The 16,833-nt window shown below is 70.8% G+C and carries 15 protein-coding genes and 1 pseudogene; 9 read left to right on the top strand and 7 right to left on the bottom strand.

The genetic code is table 11. From position 1 onward, the window contains the following. Positions 1-11: 11 nt before the first annotated feature. The 3 genes from LJ657_RS38265 to LJ657_RS38255 form a co-directional block, all read right to left on the bottom strand. A complete protein-coding gene (locus tag LJ657_RS38265) occupies positions 12-1,394 on the bottom strand; it encodes a ferredoxin reductase family protein (RefSeq protein ID WP_232654021.1) in 1,383 nt (460 codons plus the stop codon). A gap of 74 nt (positions 1,395-1,468) precedes the next feature. Next, positions 1,469-1,945 (bottom strand): FMN-binding protein, encoded by a 477-nt coding sequence (locus tag LJ657_RS38260; RefSeq protein WP_232654018.1) that lies wholly within the window; start codon positions 1,943-1,945, stop codon positions 1,469-1,471. A gap of 10 nt (positions 1,946-1,955) precedes the next feature. Next, a complete protein-coding gene (locus tag LJ657_RS38255) occupies positions 1,956-3,308 on the bottom strand; it encodes a ferredoxin reductase family protein (RefSeq protein ID WP_232654017.1) in 1,353 nt (450 codons plus the stop codon). A 148-nt stretch (positions 3,309-3,456) separates the two neighbouring features. Between LJ657_RS38255 and LJ657_RS38250 the strand changes: the two genes are divergently transcribed. Together LJ657_RS38250 and LJ657_RS38245 are read left to right on the top strand one after the other, a co-directional pair. Beyond that, positions 3,457-4,197 (top strand): response regulator transcription factor, encoded by a 741-nt coding sequence (locus LJ657_RS38250; protein WP_232654014.1) that lies wholly within the window; start codon positions 3,457-3,459, stop codon positions 4,195-4,197. Next, complete coding sequence (locus LJ657_RS38245; RefSeq protein WP_232654012.1) at positions 4,194-5,654, top strand: sensor histidine kinase; 1,461 nt, start codon at positions 4,194-4,196, stop codon at positions 5,652-5,654. Before LJ657_RS38250 ends, LJ657_RS38245 begins: the two co-directional genes overlap by 4 nt. Here LJ657_RS38245 and LJ657_RS38240 read toward each other — a convergent pair. From LJ657_RS38240 to LJ657_RS38230, 3 genes are all read right to left on the bottom strand, one after another. After that, complete coding sequence (locus tag LJ657_RS38240; protein WP_232654009.1) at positions 5,641-6,351, bottom strand: L,D-transpeptidase family protein; 711 nt, start codon at positions 6,349-6,351, stop codon at positions 5,641-5,643. The genes LJ657_RS38245 and LJ657_RS38240 overlap by 14 nt on opposite strands. Positions 6,352-6,354: 3 nt before the next feature. Then, complete coding sequence (locus LJ657_RS38235) at positions 6,355-6,942, bottom strand: pyridoxamine 5'-phosphate oxidase family protein (RefSeq protein WP_232653995.1); 588 nt, start codon at positions 6,940-6,942, stop codon at positions 6,355-6,357. Between the two features lie 146 nt (positions 6,943-7,088). Next, positions 7,089-7,976: a hypothetical protein gene (locus tag LJ657_RS38230; RefSeq protein ID WP_232653979.1), complete on the bottom strand. Its 888-nt coding sequence runs from the start codon at positions 7,974-7,976 to the stop codon at positions 7,089-7,091. 200 nt (positions 7,977-8,176) lie between these two features. On the opposite strand from LJ657_RS38230, the gene LJ657_RS38225 reads away from it, so the two are divergent. From LJ657_RS38225 to LJ657_RS38200, 6 genes are all read left to right on the top strand, one after another. Further along, the gene (locus tag LJ657_RS38225) at positions 8,177-9,373 is read left to right on the top strand and encodes an argininosuccinate synthase (protein WP_232653976.1); all 1,197 of its coding nucleotides are present in this window, start codon (positions 8,177-8,179) and stop codon (positions 9,371-9,373) included. Between the two features lie 98 nt (positions 9,374-9,471). Then, the gene (argH, locus tag LJ657_RS38220; protein ID WP_232653973.1) at positions 9,472-10,902 is read left to right on the top strand and encodes an argininosuccinate lyase; all 1,431 of its coding nucleotides are present in this window, start codon (positions 9,472-9,474) and stop codon (positions 10,900-10,902) included. Positions 10,903-11,097: 195 nt separating this feature from the next. Then, positions 11,098-11,916 (top strand): alpha/beta fold hydrolase, encoded by an 819-nt coding sequence (locus LJ657_RS38215; protein ID WP_232653970.1) that lies wholly within the window; start codon positions 11,098-11,100, stop codon positions 11,914-11,916. A gap of 94 nt (positions 11,917-12,010) precedes the next feature. Then, the gene (locus tag LJ657_RS38210) at positions 12,011-12,982 is read left to right on the top strand and encodes an aldo/keto reductase (RefSeq protein ID WP_232653967.1); all 972 of its coding nucleotides are present in this window, start codon (positions 12,011-12,013) and stop codon (positions 12,980-12,982) included. Positions 12,983-13,064: 82 nt separating this feature from the next. After that, positions 13,065-13,613 carry a TetR/AcrR family transcriptional regulator gene (locus LJ657_RS38205; RefSeq protein ID WP_232653965.1) on the top strand — a complete coding sequence of 183 codons (549 nt, stop codon included), beginning with the start codon at positions 13,065-13,067 and terminating at the stop codon, positions 13,611-13,613. After that, on the top strand, positions 13,610-15,133 hold the full coding sequence (locus tag LJ657_RS38200) for an MFS transporter (protein WP_232653962.1): 1,524 nt from the start codon (positions 13,610-13,612) through the stop codon (positions 15,131-15,133). The genes LJ657_RS38205 and LJ657_RS38200 overlap by 4 nt, the downstream gene beginning before the upstream one ends. A 69-nt stretch (positions 15,134-15,202) precedes the next feature. On the opposite strand, the gene LJ657_RS38195 is transcribed toward LJ657_RS38200, so the two are convergent. Further along, on the bottom strand, positions 15,203-15,874 hold the full coding sequence (locus tag LJ657_RS38195; protein WP_232653959.1) for a lysophospholipid acyltransferase family protein: 672 nt from the start codon (positions 15,872-15,874) through the stop codon (positions 15,203-15,205). A 351-nt stretch (positions 15,875-16,225) separates the two neighbouring features. On the opposite strand from LJ657_RS38195, the pseudogene LJ657_RS38190 reads away from it, so the two are divergent. Continuing rightward, positions 16,226-16,738 (top strand): annotated as a pseudogene (locus LJ657_RS38190) (glycerophosphodiester phosphodiesterase family protein); the annotation flags it as partial. Positions 16,739-16,833: the final 95 nt, after the last annotated feature.

Raw genomic sequence — 16,833 nt, 5'->3', positions numbered from 1 at the left:
AGTCCCGTCGCTCACATCTCGAACGACTCGTGATGGATGCGGCGGGCGGGCACTCCCGCGCCGCGCAGTGCTTCGTACACGCCCTGCGCGAAGCCGGCCGGCCCGCACATGAAGACGTCGTGCTGTTCGATGTCCGGCAGCTTCTGCCGCAGCCGCTCCGCCGAGATGTCCGGGCGCTCCCCGTCCGGGCTGTTGACCGCGTACATCAACCGGGCACCGCGGTCGTCTGCGATGGCGGCGAGCTCGTCCCACAGCGCCAGGTCCTGGGTGGTGTTGGCGCGGTAGAGGAGCGTGATGTCGCCGGAGGCGCCGGGCAGCGTCTCGAACAGAGCCCGCATCGGTGTGATGCCGACGCCGCCAGCGACCAGCAGCACCTTGCCGCGGCTGCGCCGCTGGGCGGTCATCGCGCCGTACGGGCCCTCGGCCCACACCTTGGTGCCGGGTGTCAGCTCGCGCAGCCGGGCGCTGTGATCGCCGATCGCCTTCACGGTGATCCGCAGCATGTCGGGGCGGGGCGCCGCCGACAGCGAGTACGGGTGGGAGGAGAACCGCATGCCCGGGGCGAGGAACCGCCACCGGAAGAACTGTCCGGCCTCCGCGCCCATCCGGTGCAGCTTCCGCCCGCCGATCAGCACCGACACGATGCCCGGCGTCTCCTCGATCACGGCCTCGACGCGCATGCGGTGCCGCATGTTCAGCCGGATCGGGGTGAGGATGCGGTACCAGACGACCAGCGCGGTGACCGACCCGTACAGCACGTACCAGAAGGTCTTCGCGGTCGGCTCGACGGCGAAGTCGTTGCCGGTGGTGATCTGGTGCCAGAACGTCAGGAACACGGCTCCGTACGTCAGCAGGTGGACGTGGTACCAGGTGTCGTACGGAATCCTGCGCCGCACCGGGCCGATCGACGTCAGCCCGATGAGCACGAACAGGCCGGTGCCGATGGCCGCCTTGCCCATGTCCGGCAGCTGGTTGACGGAGTCGATGGTCTGCTGGACGATGTCGCCGAGCGATTTGCCCGCCTGCAGCGCGTAGCCCCACATGATGAGGAAGACGTGCGCGAAGACCAGGCAGAGCGTGTAGCGGCCGCTCATCGCGTGCCAGCGCGCCACCCGGTCGGAGCCGACGCGCCGCTCCAGCGCGGGCACCCGGGCCATCTGCAGCACGACCAGTGCCATCAGATAGCCGGCCAGCAGACCGGTGATCCGGCCCGCGTTGAGGATCTTGCCGTTCTGGTCGGCGATGGACGGCGTGTTGTGCCACCACAGCCACAGCACACCGACCGCGCCCGCCCATACGGCGAGCAGCAGAACGGTCGCCGGGGAGCGGCGCGGACGGATGCGGCGCATCGTCTGGCGGCGGGCGGCGCGGCCGCCTGCGAGCGTGGTGGTCACTGTTCCTCCGGGGCGGGGGCAAGGGGCTGTCGTGGTCCCTTGGCCCAGAGATACGTGCCACGACGCCGGTGTGTTCAGCTCCGTGCCGAGTCCAGTGCGGACTGGAGTGACTGGCGGTAACCGTCACTTGTGTAGGTGGCCCCGGAGACGGTGTCGATGTTCGCGCTCTGGGCCTGCAGCGCCTCGCTGCGGAGCCGGGGGAGGGCGTAGCTGTTGATCTCCTGGTCGCGTGGATTGTCCGTGGGGTAGGTGACGGCGGTCACCTCGGTGAGCTTGCCGCTCTTGAGGGTGATGCGGACCTGGACGGGGCCCCAGCGGGTCTGGATCGTGTCGCCGGTGACGGTCTTCGTGACGGTGGTCGATCCTCCGGACCCGCTGGACCCGCCGGTCCCGCCCGACGCGCTCGAACTGCTGGAGGGCGCGGGCACCGCCAGGGCGGCCGCCGACGTCGAGTGCGGCTTCAGCGACAGCAGCATCACCATCCCGGAGACGGTGGCGGCGCTCGCCAGCACGATCCGGCGCAGGGGGCGGTTCTTCTTCAATGCGTGCACGTGTGCTGCCTCACAGCTCGAACGACTCGTGGTGGATACGGCGGTCCGGGACACCTGCGGTGCGCAGCGCCTCGTACAGCTCGCGGGCGAAGCCGTGCGGGCCGCAGATGTAGACGTCGTGACCGGCGAGGTCGGGGAAGGACGCGCGCAGGGACTGGGCGGTGAATGTGGGGCGCCGCCCGTCCGGCCCGTTGAGCGCGTACAGCACCTTGGCTCCGCGCCAGCGTGCGATGGCCTCCAGCTCCCCGCCCAGCGCGAGGTCCTCGGCCGTACGCGCACGGTAGAGGAGGGTCACCTCGCCGGGCAGCGTCTCGAACAGGGCCCGCATCGGGGTGATGCCGACCCCGGCGGCGATCAGCAGGGACTTCGGCGAGGTCTGCCGGTCCTCGGTCATCGAGCCGTACGGCCCCTCCGCCCACACCCGGGTGCCGGGCCGCAGCAGGGAGACGGCCGCACTGTGGTCTCCGAGCGCCTTGACCGTGATGCGCAGCACGTCGCGGCGCGGCGGTGCCGACAGTGAGTACGGCGTCGATGCCCAGCCCATGCCTTCCCCGAGGAAGCGCCAGCGGAAGAACTGCCCCGCCCGCGCGCCCATCTCGTCCAGCCGCCGCCCGTGGACCACGACCGAGTAGACGCCGGGCGCCTCCTTGTGCACGGACTGGACCCGCATCCGGTGCCGCAGGTTGAGCCGCACCGGCGCGAGGAGCCGGAACCAGACCACCAGGGCCGCGACGCCCAGGTACAGCGCGTACCAGGCGGCGGTGGCCCCGGCGTGGCCGTTGAACTCGTTGCCCAGGGTCAGCTGGTGGAAGAAGGCGAGGAAGACGGCGACGTAGGTGAGCAGGTGGACGTAGTACCAGAACTCGTAACTGAGGCGGCGGCGCGCGGCGCGGGCCGAGGTGATGCCGACCGCGAACAGGATGAGCGTGCCGAAGGCGGCCTTGAGCATGTCCGGGTAGTCCAGGACCACGGTGAGCGTCTCGTGCCACACCGAGGCGCGGTCCTGGGCGGCGTACCCGAGGAGGATCAGCACGATGTGCGCGACCAGCAGGCACACCGTGTAGCGGCCTGCCATCGCGTGCCAGCGAGCCACCCGGTCCGAGCCGATCCGCCGCTCCAGCAGTGGCACCCGCGCCATCAGACCGACCAGTACCGCGCAGGCGTACCCGCACAGCAGCCCGGCGATCCGCCCGGCCCCGGTCAGCCAGCCGGCCGCACCGACCACCGAGCCGGTGTCGGTCCACCACAGGGCGACCACGGCCGCCGCCCCGGCCCACAGAAGGGCGAGCAGAGGGCCCGCGGGGGAGCGCCGCGCGGCCGGCGCCACGGCCGGTGCCGTCCGCCGCTCGTACACGGTGGTCATGTGTGCGTCCTTTCGCTGTACCGGACGCAACTGTGCCGCCGTAACCTCTGAGCAGGCTCTCAACCGGCACCCTCTGAGCCCACTCAGAGGAAACTCAGAGCATCGCGGGGCGCTCGCCGGCCCGGCGAGGGGCGATCCTGGTAGGGCGATGAACACCACCCGCTCCGGCCGCCCCGCCCTCACCCGCCCCGACGGCACCCCGCTGCGCGTCCTCGTCGTCGACGACGACCCGGACCTGGCCGAGGTGCTCTCGGGTGCCCTGCGCTACGAGGGCTGGCAGGTCCGCTCGGCGGGCGACGGTGCCTCCGCGCTGGCCGAGGCGCGGGAGCTGATGCCGGACGCCGTCGTGCTGGACGTGATGCTGCCCGACACCGACGGCTTCGCGGTCCTGCGCTCCCTGCACGGCGTGAAGCCCGACGTCTGTGTCCTCTTCCTCACCGCACGGGACGCCGTGGAGGACCGCATCGCGGGCATCACCGCGGGCGGGGACGACTACGTCACCAAGCCCTTCAGCCTGGAGGAGGTCGTCGCCCGGGTCCGCGGACTGCTGCGCCGCGCCGGCATGGCCCGCCAGCTGGACGAGGGGCCGCGGCTGACCGTGGGCGACCTGGTCATGGACGAGGAGGCCCGCGAGGTGACCCGGGCGGGCGAGCTGATCGAGCTGTCGCCCACCGAGTTCGAGCTGCTCCGCTTCCTGATGCGCAACCCGCGCCGCGTGCTCAGCAAGGCACAGATCCTCGACCGGGTCTGGTCCTACGACTTCGGCGGCCGCGCCCACGTCGTCGAGCTGTACATCTCCTATCTGCGCAAGAAGGTGGACGCGGGCCGCGAGCCGATGATCCACACGGTGCGGGGGGCCGGGTACGTGCTCAAGCCGGTGGCGCCATGAGGCCGCAGTGGCGGCGGCTGCCCCGGCCGCGGACGCTCCGGGCCCGGCTCACCGTCGGCCTCGCGGTGCTGCTGGCGGTCAGCTGCGCGGCGGTCGGCCTCGCGGCGGTCATCGAGCTGAACGGCTTCCTCACCAGCCGCCTCGACGAGCAGCTGACCCAGGCCGGGAACCGGTTCGCGGTGAGCCTCGAACACGGCGGCAGTCTGCCCAACGACCACGACCGCGACAACCGTGCCGACGACCGGAGGCAGGCCACGGGCACCTTCGGCGCCCGCCTGGTCGACGGAAAGGTCAGCAACGCGGCCGTCGTCCGCTCCTCGGGCGTCGTCGACGTCACCCTGTCCGCCCGGGAACGGCAGCAGCTCGCCGCGGTCCCCGCCGACGGCAAGGGGCACAGCGTCCGGCTCACCGCGCTGTACCACTACCGGTTGATGGCGTCGAGAGGCCTCGACGGCGACGTCCTGATCACCGGCATGCCCCTGGAGCCGGTGGAGGCCGCCGTCCACCGCCTCGAACTGGTCTCCGGGATCGTCTTCGGCGCCGCACTGACCCTCACCGGTGTCGCGGGCGCCCTCTGGGTGCGCTGGTCGCTCAGACCGCTGAGCCGGGTCGCCGCGACCGCCACCCGGGTCAGCGAACTCCCGCTCGCCAGCGGTGAGGTGGCCCTGCCGCCGCGCGCCCCCGAGTCCGACCCGCGCAGCGAGGTGGGACAGGTCGCCGGTGCCTTCAACCGCATGCTCGGCCACGTCGAGGACGCCCTGACCAAACGGCATGCCAGCGAGGAGCGGCTGCGCAGCTTCGCCGCCGACGCCAGCCACGAGCTGCGCACCCCGGTCGCCTCGGTCCGCGGCCACGCGGAACTGGCCCTCCTCCACCCGGGCCCGGTGCCGCCGGAGGTCACCCACGCCCTGGAACGCATCGCCGCCGAGTCGGGCCGTATGGGCGCGATGGTGGACGACCTCCTGCTGCTGGCCCGCTTGGACGCGGGCCGCCCCCTCGAACGCCTCCCCGTCGACCTGACCCGCCTGGTCCTGGACGCCGTCAGCGACGCCCGCGCCGTCGGCCCCGACCACCGCTGGTACCTGGAACTCCCCGAGGAACCGGTCACGGTCACCGGCGACGAGCACCGCCTGCACCAGGTACTGGCCAACCTGCTGGCCAACGCGCGGCTGCACACCCCGGTCGGCACCAAGGTGACGGTGTCGTTGGAGGCCGACGCATCCTCGGCCGTCCTCAAGGTCCACGACGACGGCCCTGGCGTCCCCGAGGACATCCAGCCGGGCGTCTTCGAACGCTTCACCCGAGCCGAACACCGCCGCCGCAAGGACGCCCCCGGCGGGGGCGCGGGCCTGGGCCTGTCGATCGTGGCGGCGGTGGCGGAGGCACATGGGGGGAGTGTGAGCCTGGCGAGCAGAGCGGGGTCGACCACCTTCTCCGTGCGGCTCAGTACCGCGTGATCACCGTGTTCCCGCCCGCTGTTCCCACGGCGATGTGCGGATGCCTCCCGGGCACCGCCCACTGGAGAATCGCCCGCATCGCGCCCCGGGGCACGGACACACACCCCGCGGTGGCCCCTCGCCCGTTGACATGCAGGAAAATGCCGGCGCCGCGCCCCCGCACCCGCTGGTGGTAGTTGAACCCGATGACGAACGCATACGCGTACTGCGTCCCGTACGAGGCAAGGTGCTCGGACTCGGACGCCCGGCAGTCGGCCGGACGCGGATCGGTCCAGCGGTTGTAGGACGTCGAGGGGTTGTCCTCGCACCACCACGAACTCCGCTGCACGGCACGGTACTTGTAGCGGGTCCCGGTCGGCGCGGCCTCGATGCCGAAGGCGTACGGCAGGTTGTACAGTCCGGTCGGAGTCGTGTTCGTGTTCTGCCTGCGCGACGCCCCCTCCACGAGCCCCTTCGCCCCGAACCGCGCGGACGCCGAACCGGCCTTCACCCACCGGCCGCCCCGCAGGTCCCACCAGGTGACCGTGCCGGACGTCGAGCTCGTCCTCGGGGCCACGGCGGTGATCAGCTGCGTACCGCCGCCCGTGCCGGCCATCCGGGCGGGAAGGGGCGCACCGGCGGCCGACGCGTCCGGCACAAGACCGAGGACCAGGAGCGAGGCGGACACCAGGGCGCCGGCGGCGAGAGCTGATCGCATGGCTCAGACCGTAGACGGGGGGAGCGGCAACGGCAGCCCGGGTAGGCCATCCAGGCTCGTCGCGATGTGCTCCTTCTTGGCGAAGTACTCGCCGAGCGAGGCGTCGTCCTCCCGTGCGAAGCGCTTGCCGTGCAGGTCGCGGTCCTCGTCGTAGGTCATGAAGGGCACGGCGTAACCGCAGGTGTCGCGGACGAGTTCGGCCGTCACGACGATGACGGCCCGCAGACCGTGCGGCGTCGGGTCGATGTCCGGGAAACGGGTGAGCAGTTCCTTGAAGCGCGGGTCGTCGCGGAAGACGGGCTCGCCGCGCCCGTGCACCCGCACGATGTTCGGCGGACCCTGGAAGGCGCACCACATCAGCGTGATCCGCCCGTTCTCCCGCAGATGCGCGATCGTCTCGGCGTTGGATCCGGCGAAGTCCAGATAGGCCACGGTGAGTTCGTCGAGTACCGCGAAGGTGCCCTTGAGGCCCTTGGGGGAGAGGTTGACCGTGCCGTCGCCGGAGAGCGGCGCGGTCGCGGTGAAGAAGAGTGGCTGCGCCTCGATGAAGGTGCGCAGCCTGCCGTCTATGCGTTCATAAGTCTTTCCCACACCTCACGATTATGGACGCAAACCTTTCGCCTGTCTAAGGAACTGCGACCTCCGCATGGTGCACTCCAGTGGTCGGCCGGCGGCCGCCGGCCGTGGCCGCCCCGGCCGGCGCTCAATCGGGGCGGCCACAGCGCCTGTCACGCGGCTTACTTGGTGAGCGTGCAGGCGGCCAGGGAGTCCAGGCCGGTCGGCTTCGCCGCGGTGCGGCCGATGGCGGTCGCGATGCGGTCGACGGTCGACTTCCGCTTGTCGGCCAGCGGGCCGAGGATCGCGTTCTGCACGAAGTTCGGCCCGCCCTGGCCGACCGTGCTCTGCAGCCGGTTGTTGGCCTCCTGGATCTGTGTCTGCAGCAGGGTGAGGTTGCGGGTGACCTCGGCCTGAGCGGAGGCGGGGATCGCGGGGAGCTTCGAGGCGACGTCCGGGCAGGTGATGGTGCCGACGGCGGAGGCGCCGGCACCTGCCGCCTGCCCGCCCGTTGCCGTGGTGTTCGCGGCGGCACCGGAGCCGGCGTTACCCGTGTTGGCGTTCCCGTTGTTCCCGTTCCCCTTGTTGCCGTTCCCCTTGTTGGCACCGGTGTTCGCGCCGGCGGCGTTCAGTGTGCACGGCGCCAGCGCGTCCAGGCCGGTCGGCTTGGCCGCGGTGCGGCCGATGGCAGTCGCGATGCGGTTGATCGTGGCCACCCGCTTGTCCTTGAGGGGGCCCAGGATGGCGTTGTTCACGAAGTTCGGGCCGCCCTGGCCGACCGTGCTCTGCAGCCGGTTGTTGGCCTCCTGGATCTGCGTCTGCAGCAGGGTGAGGTTACGGGTGACCTCGGCCTGAGCGGAGGCGGGGATCGCGGGGAGCTTCGACGCGACGTCCTGGCAGGTGATGGTGCCGGGGGACGCGGCCAGCGTCCGGGCGTTGTTCCCGCTGCTCTTGGACGGCGTCCCGGCGAGGGCGGAACCGGCGATCACCGCTCCGGACAGCGCCACCGCGGCAGCGCCGCCGATGATGGCCACGCGACGCTTGTTGTACTTCGGAAGAGCCCTGGACATGCGGATGCCTCACTTGGGTCAGGAGTGGGTGTACAAACGCGGCGCCGGCGTTCGGGATGAAGTACGGGTAAGCGGTTTCGTTTGTTCAAGCGTCCTTCGGAACTTCTCCACACCCGGCCTCCCGCCCCGGATTGATTGACGAATCATGCAGAGCACTGCATACTCATGCATGTCAGTGAATGCGGTGTGAGGAGACCCCCGTGACCGAGCGCGTCGTACTCGCCTACTCAGGCGGTCTGGACACCTCCGTCGCCATCGGCTGGATCGCCGAGGAGACGGGCGCAGAGGTCATCGCCGTCGCGGTCGACGTCGGCCAGGGCGGTGAGGACCTGGACGTCATCCGCAAGCGCGCCCTCGCCTGCGGCGCCGTGGAGGCCGAAGTGGCCGACGCCAGGGACGAATTCGCCGAGGAGTACTGCCTCCCGGCGATCAAGGCCAACGCCCTCTACATGGACCGCTACCCGCTGGTCTCCGCTCTCTCCCGGCCGGCGATCGTCAAGCACCTCGTCGCCGCCGCCCGCAAGCACGGCGCCACCACGGTCGCCCACGGCTGCACCGGCAAGGGAAACGACCAGGTCCGCTTCGAGGCCGGCATCGTCGCTCTCGCCCCCGGCCTCAGGTGCATCGCCCCGGTCCGCGACTACGCGATGACCCGCGACAAGGCGATCGCCTTCTGCGAGCAGAAGAACCTCCCGATCGCGACCACCAAGAAGTCCCCGTACTCCATCGACCAGAACGTGTTCGGGCGCGCGGTCGAGACGGGCTTCCTGGAGGACATCTGGAACGCCCCGATCGAGGACATCTACGAGTACACCTCGAACCCGGCGACCCCGCGCGACGCCGACGAGGTGATCGTCACCTTCGAACAGGGCGCCCCGGTCGCGATCGACGGCGGGCAGGTCACCGTCCTGCAGGCGATCCAGCAGCTCAACGAGCGCGCCGGCGCCCAGGGCATCGGCCGCATCGACATGGTCGAGGACCGCCTCGTCGGCATCAAGTCCCGCGAGGTGTACGAGGCCCCGGGCGCGATCGCCCTCATCACGGCCCACCAGGAGCTGGAGAACGTCACCGTCGAGCGCGAACTCGCCCGCTACAAGCGGCAGGTGGAGCAGCGCTGGGGCGAACTCGTCTACGACGGCCAGTGGTTCTCCCCGCTCAGGGGCGCCCTCGACGGCTTCATCGACGAGGCCAACCAGCACGTCAACGGCGACATCCGGATGACCCTGCACGGTGGCCGCGCGGTGGTCACCGGCCGGCGCTCCGAGACGTCGCTCTACGACTTCGGCCTGGCCACGTACGACACGGGCGACACCTTCGACCAGGCCGCGGCCAAGGGCTTCATCGACATCCACAGCCTGTCGTCGAAGATCGCGGCGCGGCGTCAGCTGCGGGCGTAGCCCGACGGGACCTTTCCCAAGCAGTAGCGTGAGAACCGCCTCCCCGCTCACGGGCGGGGAGGCGGCGGCACATCCGTATCTCTCTAGGAGCACAGCAAGTGAGCAGCAACAGCGGTGACGTACGGCTCTGGGGCGCCCGTTTCGCCGACGGTCCCTCCGAGGCCCTGGCGAAGCTGTCCGCCTCCGTCCACTTCGACTGGTGCCTGGCGCCGTACGACATCGCCGGTTCCCGGGCCCACGCGCGCGTGCTGAACAAGGCGGGTCTGCTCACGGAGGACGAGCTGACGCGGATGCTGGCCGGACTCGACCGGCTCGAGGCGGACGTCGCCGACGGCTCCTTCGTGGGCACGATCGCCGACGAGGACGTCCACAGCGCCCTGGAGCGGGGCCTGCTGGAGCGTATCGGCCCCGACCTCGGCGGCAAGCTGCGCGCGGGCCGCTCCCGGAACGACCAGGTGACCACCCTCTTCCGGATGTACATCCGGGACCACGCCCGCACCATCGGCGGCCTGCTCGCCGATCTGCAGGACGCGCTGATCGGCCTGGCGGAGGCCCACCCGGACACCGCGATGCCCGGCCGCACCCACCTCCAGCACGCCCAGCCGGTGCTGTTCGCCCACCACGTCCTGGCGCACGCCCAGTCCCTGAGCCGGGACGCGGAGCGGCTGCGCCAGTGGGACGAGCGCACGGCGGTCTCGCCGTACGGCTCGGGTGCCCTCGCCGGCTCCTCCCTCGGCCTGGACCCGGAGGCGGTGGCCAGGGACCTCGGCTTCGAGCACGGCAGCTCCGCGAACTCCATCGACGGCACGGCGTCCCGCGACTACGTCGCCGAGTTCCTCTTCATCACCGCGATGATCGGCGTGAACATCTCCCGGATCGCCGAGGAGGTCATCATCTGGAACACGAAGGAGTTCTCCTTCGTGACCCTGCACGACGCCTTCTCCACCGGCTCGTCGATCATGCCCCAGAAGAAGAACCCGGACATCGCCGAGCTGGCGCGCGGCAAGTCCGGCCGTCTGATCGGCAATCTGACCGGCCTCATGGCGACCATCAAGGCCCTGCCGCTCGCGTACAACCGCGACCTCCAGGAGGACAAGGAGCCGGTCTTCGACGCGATCGACCAGCTGGAGGTTCTGCTCCCGGCCTTCACCGGCATGATGGCGACGCTCACCGTGCACCGCGAGCGGATGGAGGAACTGGCCCCGGCCGGCTTCTCCCTCGCCACCGACATCGCCGAGTGGCTGGTCAAGAAGGGCGTCCCGTTCCGTGTGGCGCACGAGGTCGCCGGCGAGTGCGTGAAGGCCGCCGAGGCCGAGGGCAAGGAGCTGGACGAGCTGACGGACGAGCAGTTCGCCAAGATCTCCACCCACCTGACCCCCGAGGTCCGTTCCGTCCTCAATGTCCCGGGCGCCCTGGCCTCCCGCAACGGTCGCGGCGGCACGGCGCCCAGCGCGGTCGCCGTCCAGCTCGCCGACGTCAAGGCGGACGTGGCGGCACAGCACACGTGGGCCACGGCCAAGCAGGCCTGACGCCCGCACCGCAGCGCACAGCAGGGCCCGGACATCGCGTCCGGGCCCTTCGTGCTGTCCGAACCGCTTGGTAACAGATGAGATTCGGCCTTTGGCCGAAACCTTGACGCAACCCTGCTCGGAGGTAAGCATTCCGGTTACCCGGTCGACAATGCCGAACGCCGGTCGACCGCAGTCGAGCATGAAAGGGACGTCATGCGCGCACGACGCACCAGACGAACAGCCCGCCTTCTCGCCGTCGCCGCCGTGGCGACGCTGTGCGCCCTCGGGCTCACGGCCCCCGCGGGCGCCGCCGACACTCCGCCGCCCGGCGCCGACGACTGGTCCTGCAAGCCCGACTCGGCCCATCCGCAGCCGGTCGTCCTGGTGAACGGCACCTTCAAGACCTCCTACGAGAACTGGCTGACCCTCTCGCCCGCGCTGGCGAACGCCGGGTACTGCGTCTTCTCCTTCGAGTACGGCGGCCTGGAGACCGCCCCCATCCCGGACTCGGCAGCCGAGCTGCGGGACTTCGTGAACGCCGTGCTCGGCGCGACCGGCGCCGGGAAGGTGGACATCGTCGGGCACAGCCAGGGCGGCATGATGCCCCGCTACTACGTCAAGTTCCTCGGCGGCGCCACCAAGGTCGACGACCTCGTCGGCATCGTGCCGTCCAACCACGGCACCACCAACCCGCTCGCCCTCGCGGCCGGCGCCACCGTCTGCCCCTCCTGCGTCGACCAGACCGCCGGTTCGGACTTCCTGCAGAAGCTCAACTCCGACCCGGAGACCCCGGTGGGCCCCGACTACACGGCGATCGCCACCAAGTACGACGAGGTCGTGGTGCCGTACACCAGCGCCTTCCTCAAGGGCCCGGACTCGTACGTGACCAACGTCCTCCTCCAGGACCGCTGCCCGCTCGACACCACCGAACACGACCAGGCGCCGAAGTCGCCGCTGGTCGAGCAGTGGGTGCTCAACGCCCTGGAGCGCACGGGGCCGGCCGACCCCGCGTTCGTGCCGCGCTGCGTCTGATCAGGGCGGGCTGAACCGCACGAGGCTGGGTAGATTGGTGCGAGATCCCCCTCCCGGTGCGGGATCTCCTCCACCGAACGTGCAGGGAGCCACCATGCCCTTCAGCCGCCTGGCCCACGCGACCACGCCCACCGCGCACATCGGACTGGGTCTCGCCGCCGTCGGCCGACCGGGCTACATCAACCTCGGCCGGGAGGACGACCTTCCGGCCGAGCGCACCGTCGACGCCCTGCGCCTGCGCACCCATGAACTCCTCGACGCCGCCTACGCCCAGGGCGTCCGCTACTTCGACGTGGCCCGCTCCTACGGCCGCTCCGAGGAGTTCCTCGCGGACTGGCTCACCGCCCGGCCCGGCATCGACGACGTGATCACCGGCAGCAAGTGGGGCTACACCTACACCGCCGACTGGTCGGCGGACGCCGAGACGCACGAGGTCAAGGACCACAGCCTCCGGACCTACGAGCGCCAGCGCGCCGAGAGCGCCGAACTGCTCGGCGACCGCCTCGACCTCTACCAGATCCACTCGGTGACCCCGGACAGCCCGGCCCTCACCGACAAGGAACTCCACGCCGAGCTGGCCGAGGCCGCCGCCCAGGGCACCACCATCGGCTTCTCCACCAGCGGCCCGGCGCAGGCCGACGCCATCCGCGCCGCCCTCGCCGTGACGGTCGACGGCGAACCCCTCTTCCGTACCGTCCAGTCCACGTACAACGTTCTGGAGACCTCGGCCGCTCCCGCCCTCGCGGACGCGCACGACGCCGGGCTCACAGTGATCATCAAGGAGGGCATGGCCAACGGCCGCCTCGCGGACCCGTATGCGCCGGAAGCCCTGAAGTCCGTTGCCGCAGAAACGTCTCTGGGCTGCGACGCGGTGGCCCTCGCGGTCATCCTGCGCCAGCCGTGGGCGGGAGTCGTCCTCTCCGGCGCGGCCACCGCCACCCAGCTCGCCTCCAACCTGCACGCGGCGGTCGTGGACCTGGACGAGGACCAGCTGGCCCGCCTGGCCGACCTGGTGGAGAAGCCGCAGGCGTACTGGGAGCAGCGCGGTCAGCTGCCCTGGCACTGAAAAACCGGCAGGACCCCACTCCTCGTGAGACGCGCACGCCCACAATGAGACATCAATGTCTCACCTGCGCTATTCTCGTCTCATGGCCGTCGACCGTGACCACGTACTGCGCACCGCCGCAGCCCTGCTGACCCGCAAGTCCACCGCGACGATGGACGAGGTCGCCAAGGCCGCCGGGATCAGCCGCGCCACGCTGCACCGCCACTTCGCGGGCCGCGACGCGCTGGTCCGGGCGCTCGAGTCGCTCGGCATCGCCGAGTGCGAGGCCGCGCTGGACGCGGCCCGGCTGGACGAGGGCTCCGCGAGCGAGGCCGTACGCAGGCTGGTCAGCGAGATCCAGCCCGCCGCCGGACTGCTCGCCTTCCTGTACGGCGAGAGCCAGCTCTGGGAAGCCGGCCAGGACGCGGGCTGGCAGCGGCTGGACGCCCGCATGGGCGCGCTGTTCGTGCGCGGTCAGCAGGCGGGCGAGTTCCGTATCGACCTCACCCCCGTCTGGCTCACGGAGGCGCTCTACGGCCTGATCGCCTCGTGCGCCTGGGCCATGCACGACGGCCGCGTCGCCCCCAAGGACTTCACCCACATGGTCGCCGAGCTCCTGCTCGGCGGCGCGCTACGGAGAGAGGAATCATGACCAGCACCCTGCAGCCGGCGACCACGACCGAGGCGGTGAAGCGCCCGGGCCGCTGGCTCGCGCTCTCCGTCCTGGTGCTCGCCGTGCTGCTGGTGGCCGTCGACGCGACCGTCCTCGGCCTCGCGACCCCCTACATCAGCGAGGACCTCAAGCCCTCCGGCACCCAGCTCCTGTGGATCGGCGACGTCTACTCCTTCGTCATCGCGGGCCTGCTGGTGTCGATGGGCAGCCTCGGCGACCGCATCGGCCGCAAGCGGATCCTGCTCGGCGGCGCCACGGCGTTCGGCGCGATATCCGTTCTCAACGCCTATGCGACGACACCTGAGTTGATGATCCTGGCCCGCGCCCTGCTCGGCGTCGCGGGCGCCACCCTCATGCCTGCCACCCTCGCCCTGATCCGCAACCTCTTCCACGACCCGCGCGAACGCAGCCTCGCCGTGGGCATCTGGGGCGCCACGGCCTCCGCGGGCACGGCCGTCGGCCCGATCGCGGGCGGCTTCCTGCTCGAACACTTCTGGTGGGGCTCGGTCTTCCTGATCAACCTCCCCGTGATGGCGGTCCTGGTCGTCGTCGGCATCCGCACGCTGCCCGAGTCCCGCAACCCGAACCCGGGCCCGTGGGACCTGACCGGCGTCGTCCTGTCCCTCGTCGGTGTGATCGGCATCGTCTACGCGGTCAAGGAAGCCGCGACCCACGGCTTCGGGTGGCCCACGCTCGCCGCGGGCGCACTGGGCGCGGCGGCACTGTACTGGTTCATCCGCCGCCAACTCACGCTGCCCACCCCGCTGTTGGACATGCGCCTGTTCCGCGACCGCGGCTTCAGCGCCGCGGTCCTGGCCGACCTGCTGACCATCCTCGGCCTGTCCGGCCTGGTCTTCTTCCTCTCCCAGTACCTGCAACTCGTCCAGGGCAGGAGCCCGTTCGAGGCGGGTCTGGCCGAACTGCCCGCAGCGGTGGGCGCGGTGGCGGCGGGCCTCATCGCGGGCCGCGCGGCACGCCGCTTCTCGGTACGCGCGGTGGTCGCGGGCGGCCTGGCGGCGGTGGGTCTGGCGCTCGCCGCCCTCACGACGCTGGACCAGTCGACGGGCTATCCGGTACTGGGCGCCGCCCTGCTGGTCGTGGGCATCGGCGCCGGATTCTCCTTCACCGTGACCGCCGACGTCATCCTCTCCTCCGTCCCGAAGGACCAGGCGGGCGCCGCCTCGGCGGTCTCGGAAACGGCCTACGAACTGGGCGCGGCCCTTGGGATCGCCATCCTGGGCTCGATCGTGACGGGCGTCTACCGGGGATTCGCGACTCCGCCCGGTACGCCGGAAGGGGCGCACGAGTCACTGGGCGGCGCGCTGGAGGCGGCGGCCGGGATGCCGACGGACACGGCACAGGCAATGCTCACGTCGGCCCGAGAGGCCTTCGTCGACGGCCTGGCGATCGCAGCGGGCGCAGGTGCAGCGGTACTTCTCGCGACGGCAGTCGCAGCATGGTTCATGCTACGAGGCCAACGGTTGGACACCGCCCCGTAAGGGGCGCGGGGACCTGCGCGAGCAACCACGAACGACCCGCACCCGGAAGACGGCCAACCGCCGGAGGCACTACGCAGCCTTGGCCTTGGTCGCATACATGTCCACGTACTCCTGCCCCGACAGCCGCATCACCTCAGCCATCACGGAATCGGTAACCGCCCGCAGCACATACCGGTCCCGGTCCATCCCCTCGTACCGGGAAAACTCCATCGCCTCACCGAACCGAACGGTGACCCGCCCCGGCCGGGGCATCCCCGCCCCGCCCGGCTGCAGCTTGTCCGTCCCGATCATCGCGAAGGGCACCACCGGCGCCCCCGTCATCAGCGTCAGCCGTGCGATACCGGTACGCCCCCGGTACAGCCGCCCGTCGGGCGACCGCGTGCCCTCGGGGTAGATCCCGAAGACCTTGCCCTCCTCCAGCACGCGGCGCCCGGTCATCAGCGCGGCGACTCCGCCCCGGCCGCCGTCGCGGTCCACCGGGATCATGCCGACGCCGGTGAAGAACCAGGCCATCAGCCGGCCCTTGAGGGTCTTGCCGGTGACGTACTCGTCCTTGCCGATGAAGAACACCTGCCGGTCGCAGACGAGCGGCAGGATCATCGAGTCGATGAAGGTCAGATGGTTGCCGGCCAGGATGACCGGACCGTCGCCCGGGATGTGCTCCGCACCCTCCACCCGTGGGCGGAACATCAGGCGCATGATCGGTCCGAGCACTGCCTTGATGAGCGCGAAGCGGGACAACGGGCCCTCCGGTGTCAAGGGGTTCGATATGAGTCTGTGCAGGTGAGGACGATACTCGCGGTGCCCGGGGTCTTGCACATCGGGTTCACAGAGGTCTTACGCACTGTTGACGCAGGTTTACCTGCGGTGACGTGACGTTGCCCGCCGGTAACAGCCCGGAGCGATGTGACGGAGGTCGCGCCGCCGAACGGGCGAGCCGCGGGCCCGCTGCCCGCCTGCTCGGAACTCCTCTCCCATGTGACATCCCGAGTCACCCGCGTGTTCCGGCCGGCGCCTCCCGCGCGTCATGTCCACGCCCCTACGATCGGCGCGCTGAGAGAACGGATCGAGCCGACGTCAGGGGAGGCGCTCATGGGAACGCAGGAGAACGAGCAGACAGGCGGCACCGGACGACGGGCACTCCTCGGCGCGGCGGTCCTGGGAGCGGGCGGAGCCGTACTCGGCCTGTCCGGTACGGCGAGAGCCGCGGGTGCCGGGTACGGGAACGGCGGGCTGAAGAGCCTGCCCAAGCCGACGATCATCGGCCACCGCGGAGCCGCCGGCTACCGGCCCGAGCACACCTTCGGCTCGTACGACCTGGCCCTCGACCTGGGCGCCGACGTCGTCGAGGCCGGCGACCTGGTCCCCACCAAGGACGGCCATCTGGTCTGCCGACACGAGCCGGAGATCGGCGGGACGACGAACGTCGCCGACCACCCCGAGTTCGCCGACCGCAAGACCACCAAGGTGCTGGACGGCGTCCCCACCACCGGCTGGTTCACCGAGGACTTCACCCTTGCGGAGCTGAAGACGCTGCGCGCGATCGAGCGCATTCCGGCCAACCGCCCGCACAACACCCTCTCTGCGCCACGAGGCGCAGTGCCGTATAGCCCGCGCAGCGGGCAGAGATTGGAGGAATGTCTCTGGATCTGATGGCTTACCCAAGATCCGAAAGGTGAAGGGGACGATAGCATGCCAGG

The organism is Streptomyces guryensis (assembly GCF_021261325.1).
GTDB classification, from domain to species: Bacteria; Actinomycetota; Actinomycetes; order Streptomycetales; family Streptomycetaceae; genus Streptomyces; species Streptomyces guryensis.
The sequence above is the reverse complement of the archived record's forward strand: the minus strand, read 5'-3'. Positions and strand labels throughout refer to the sequence as shown.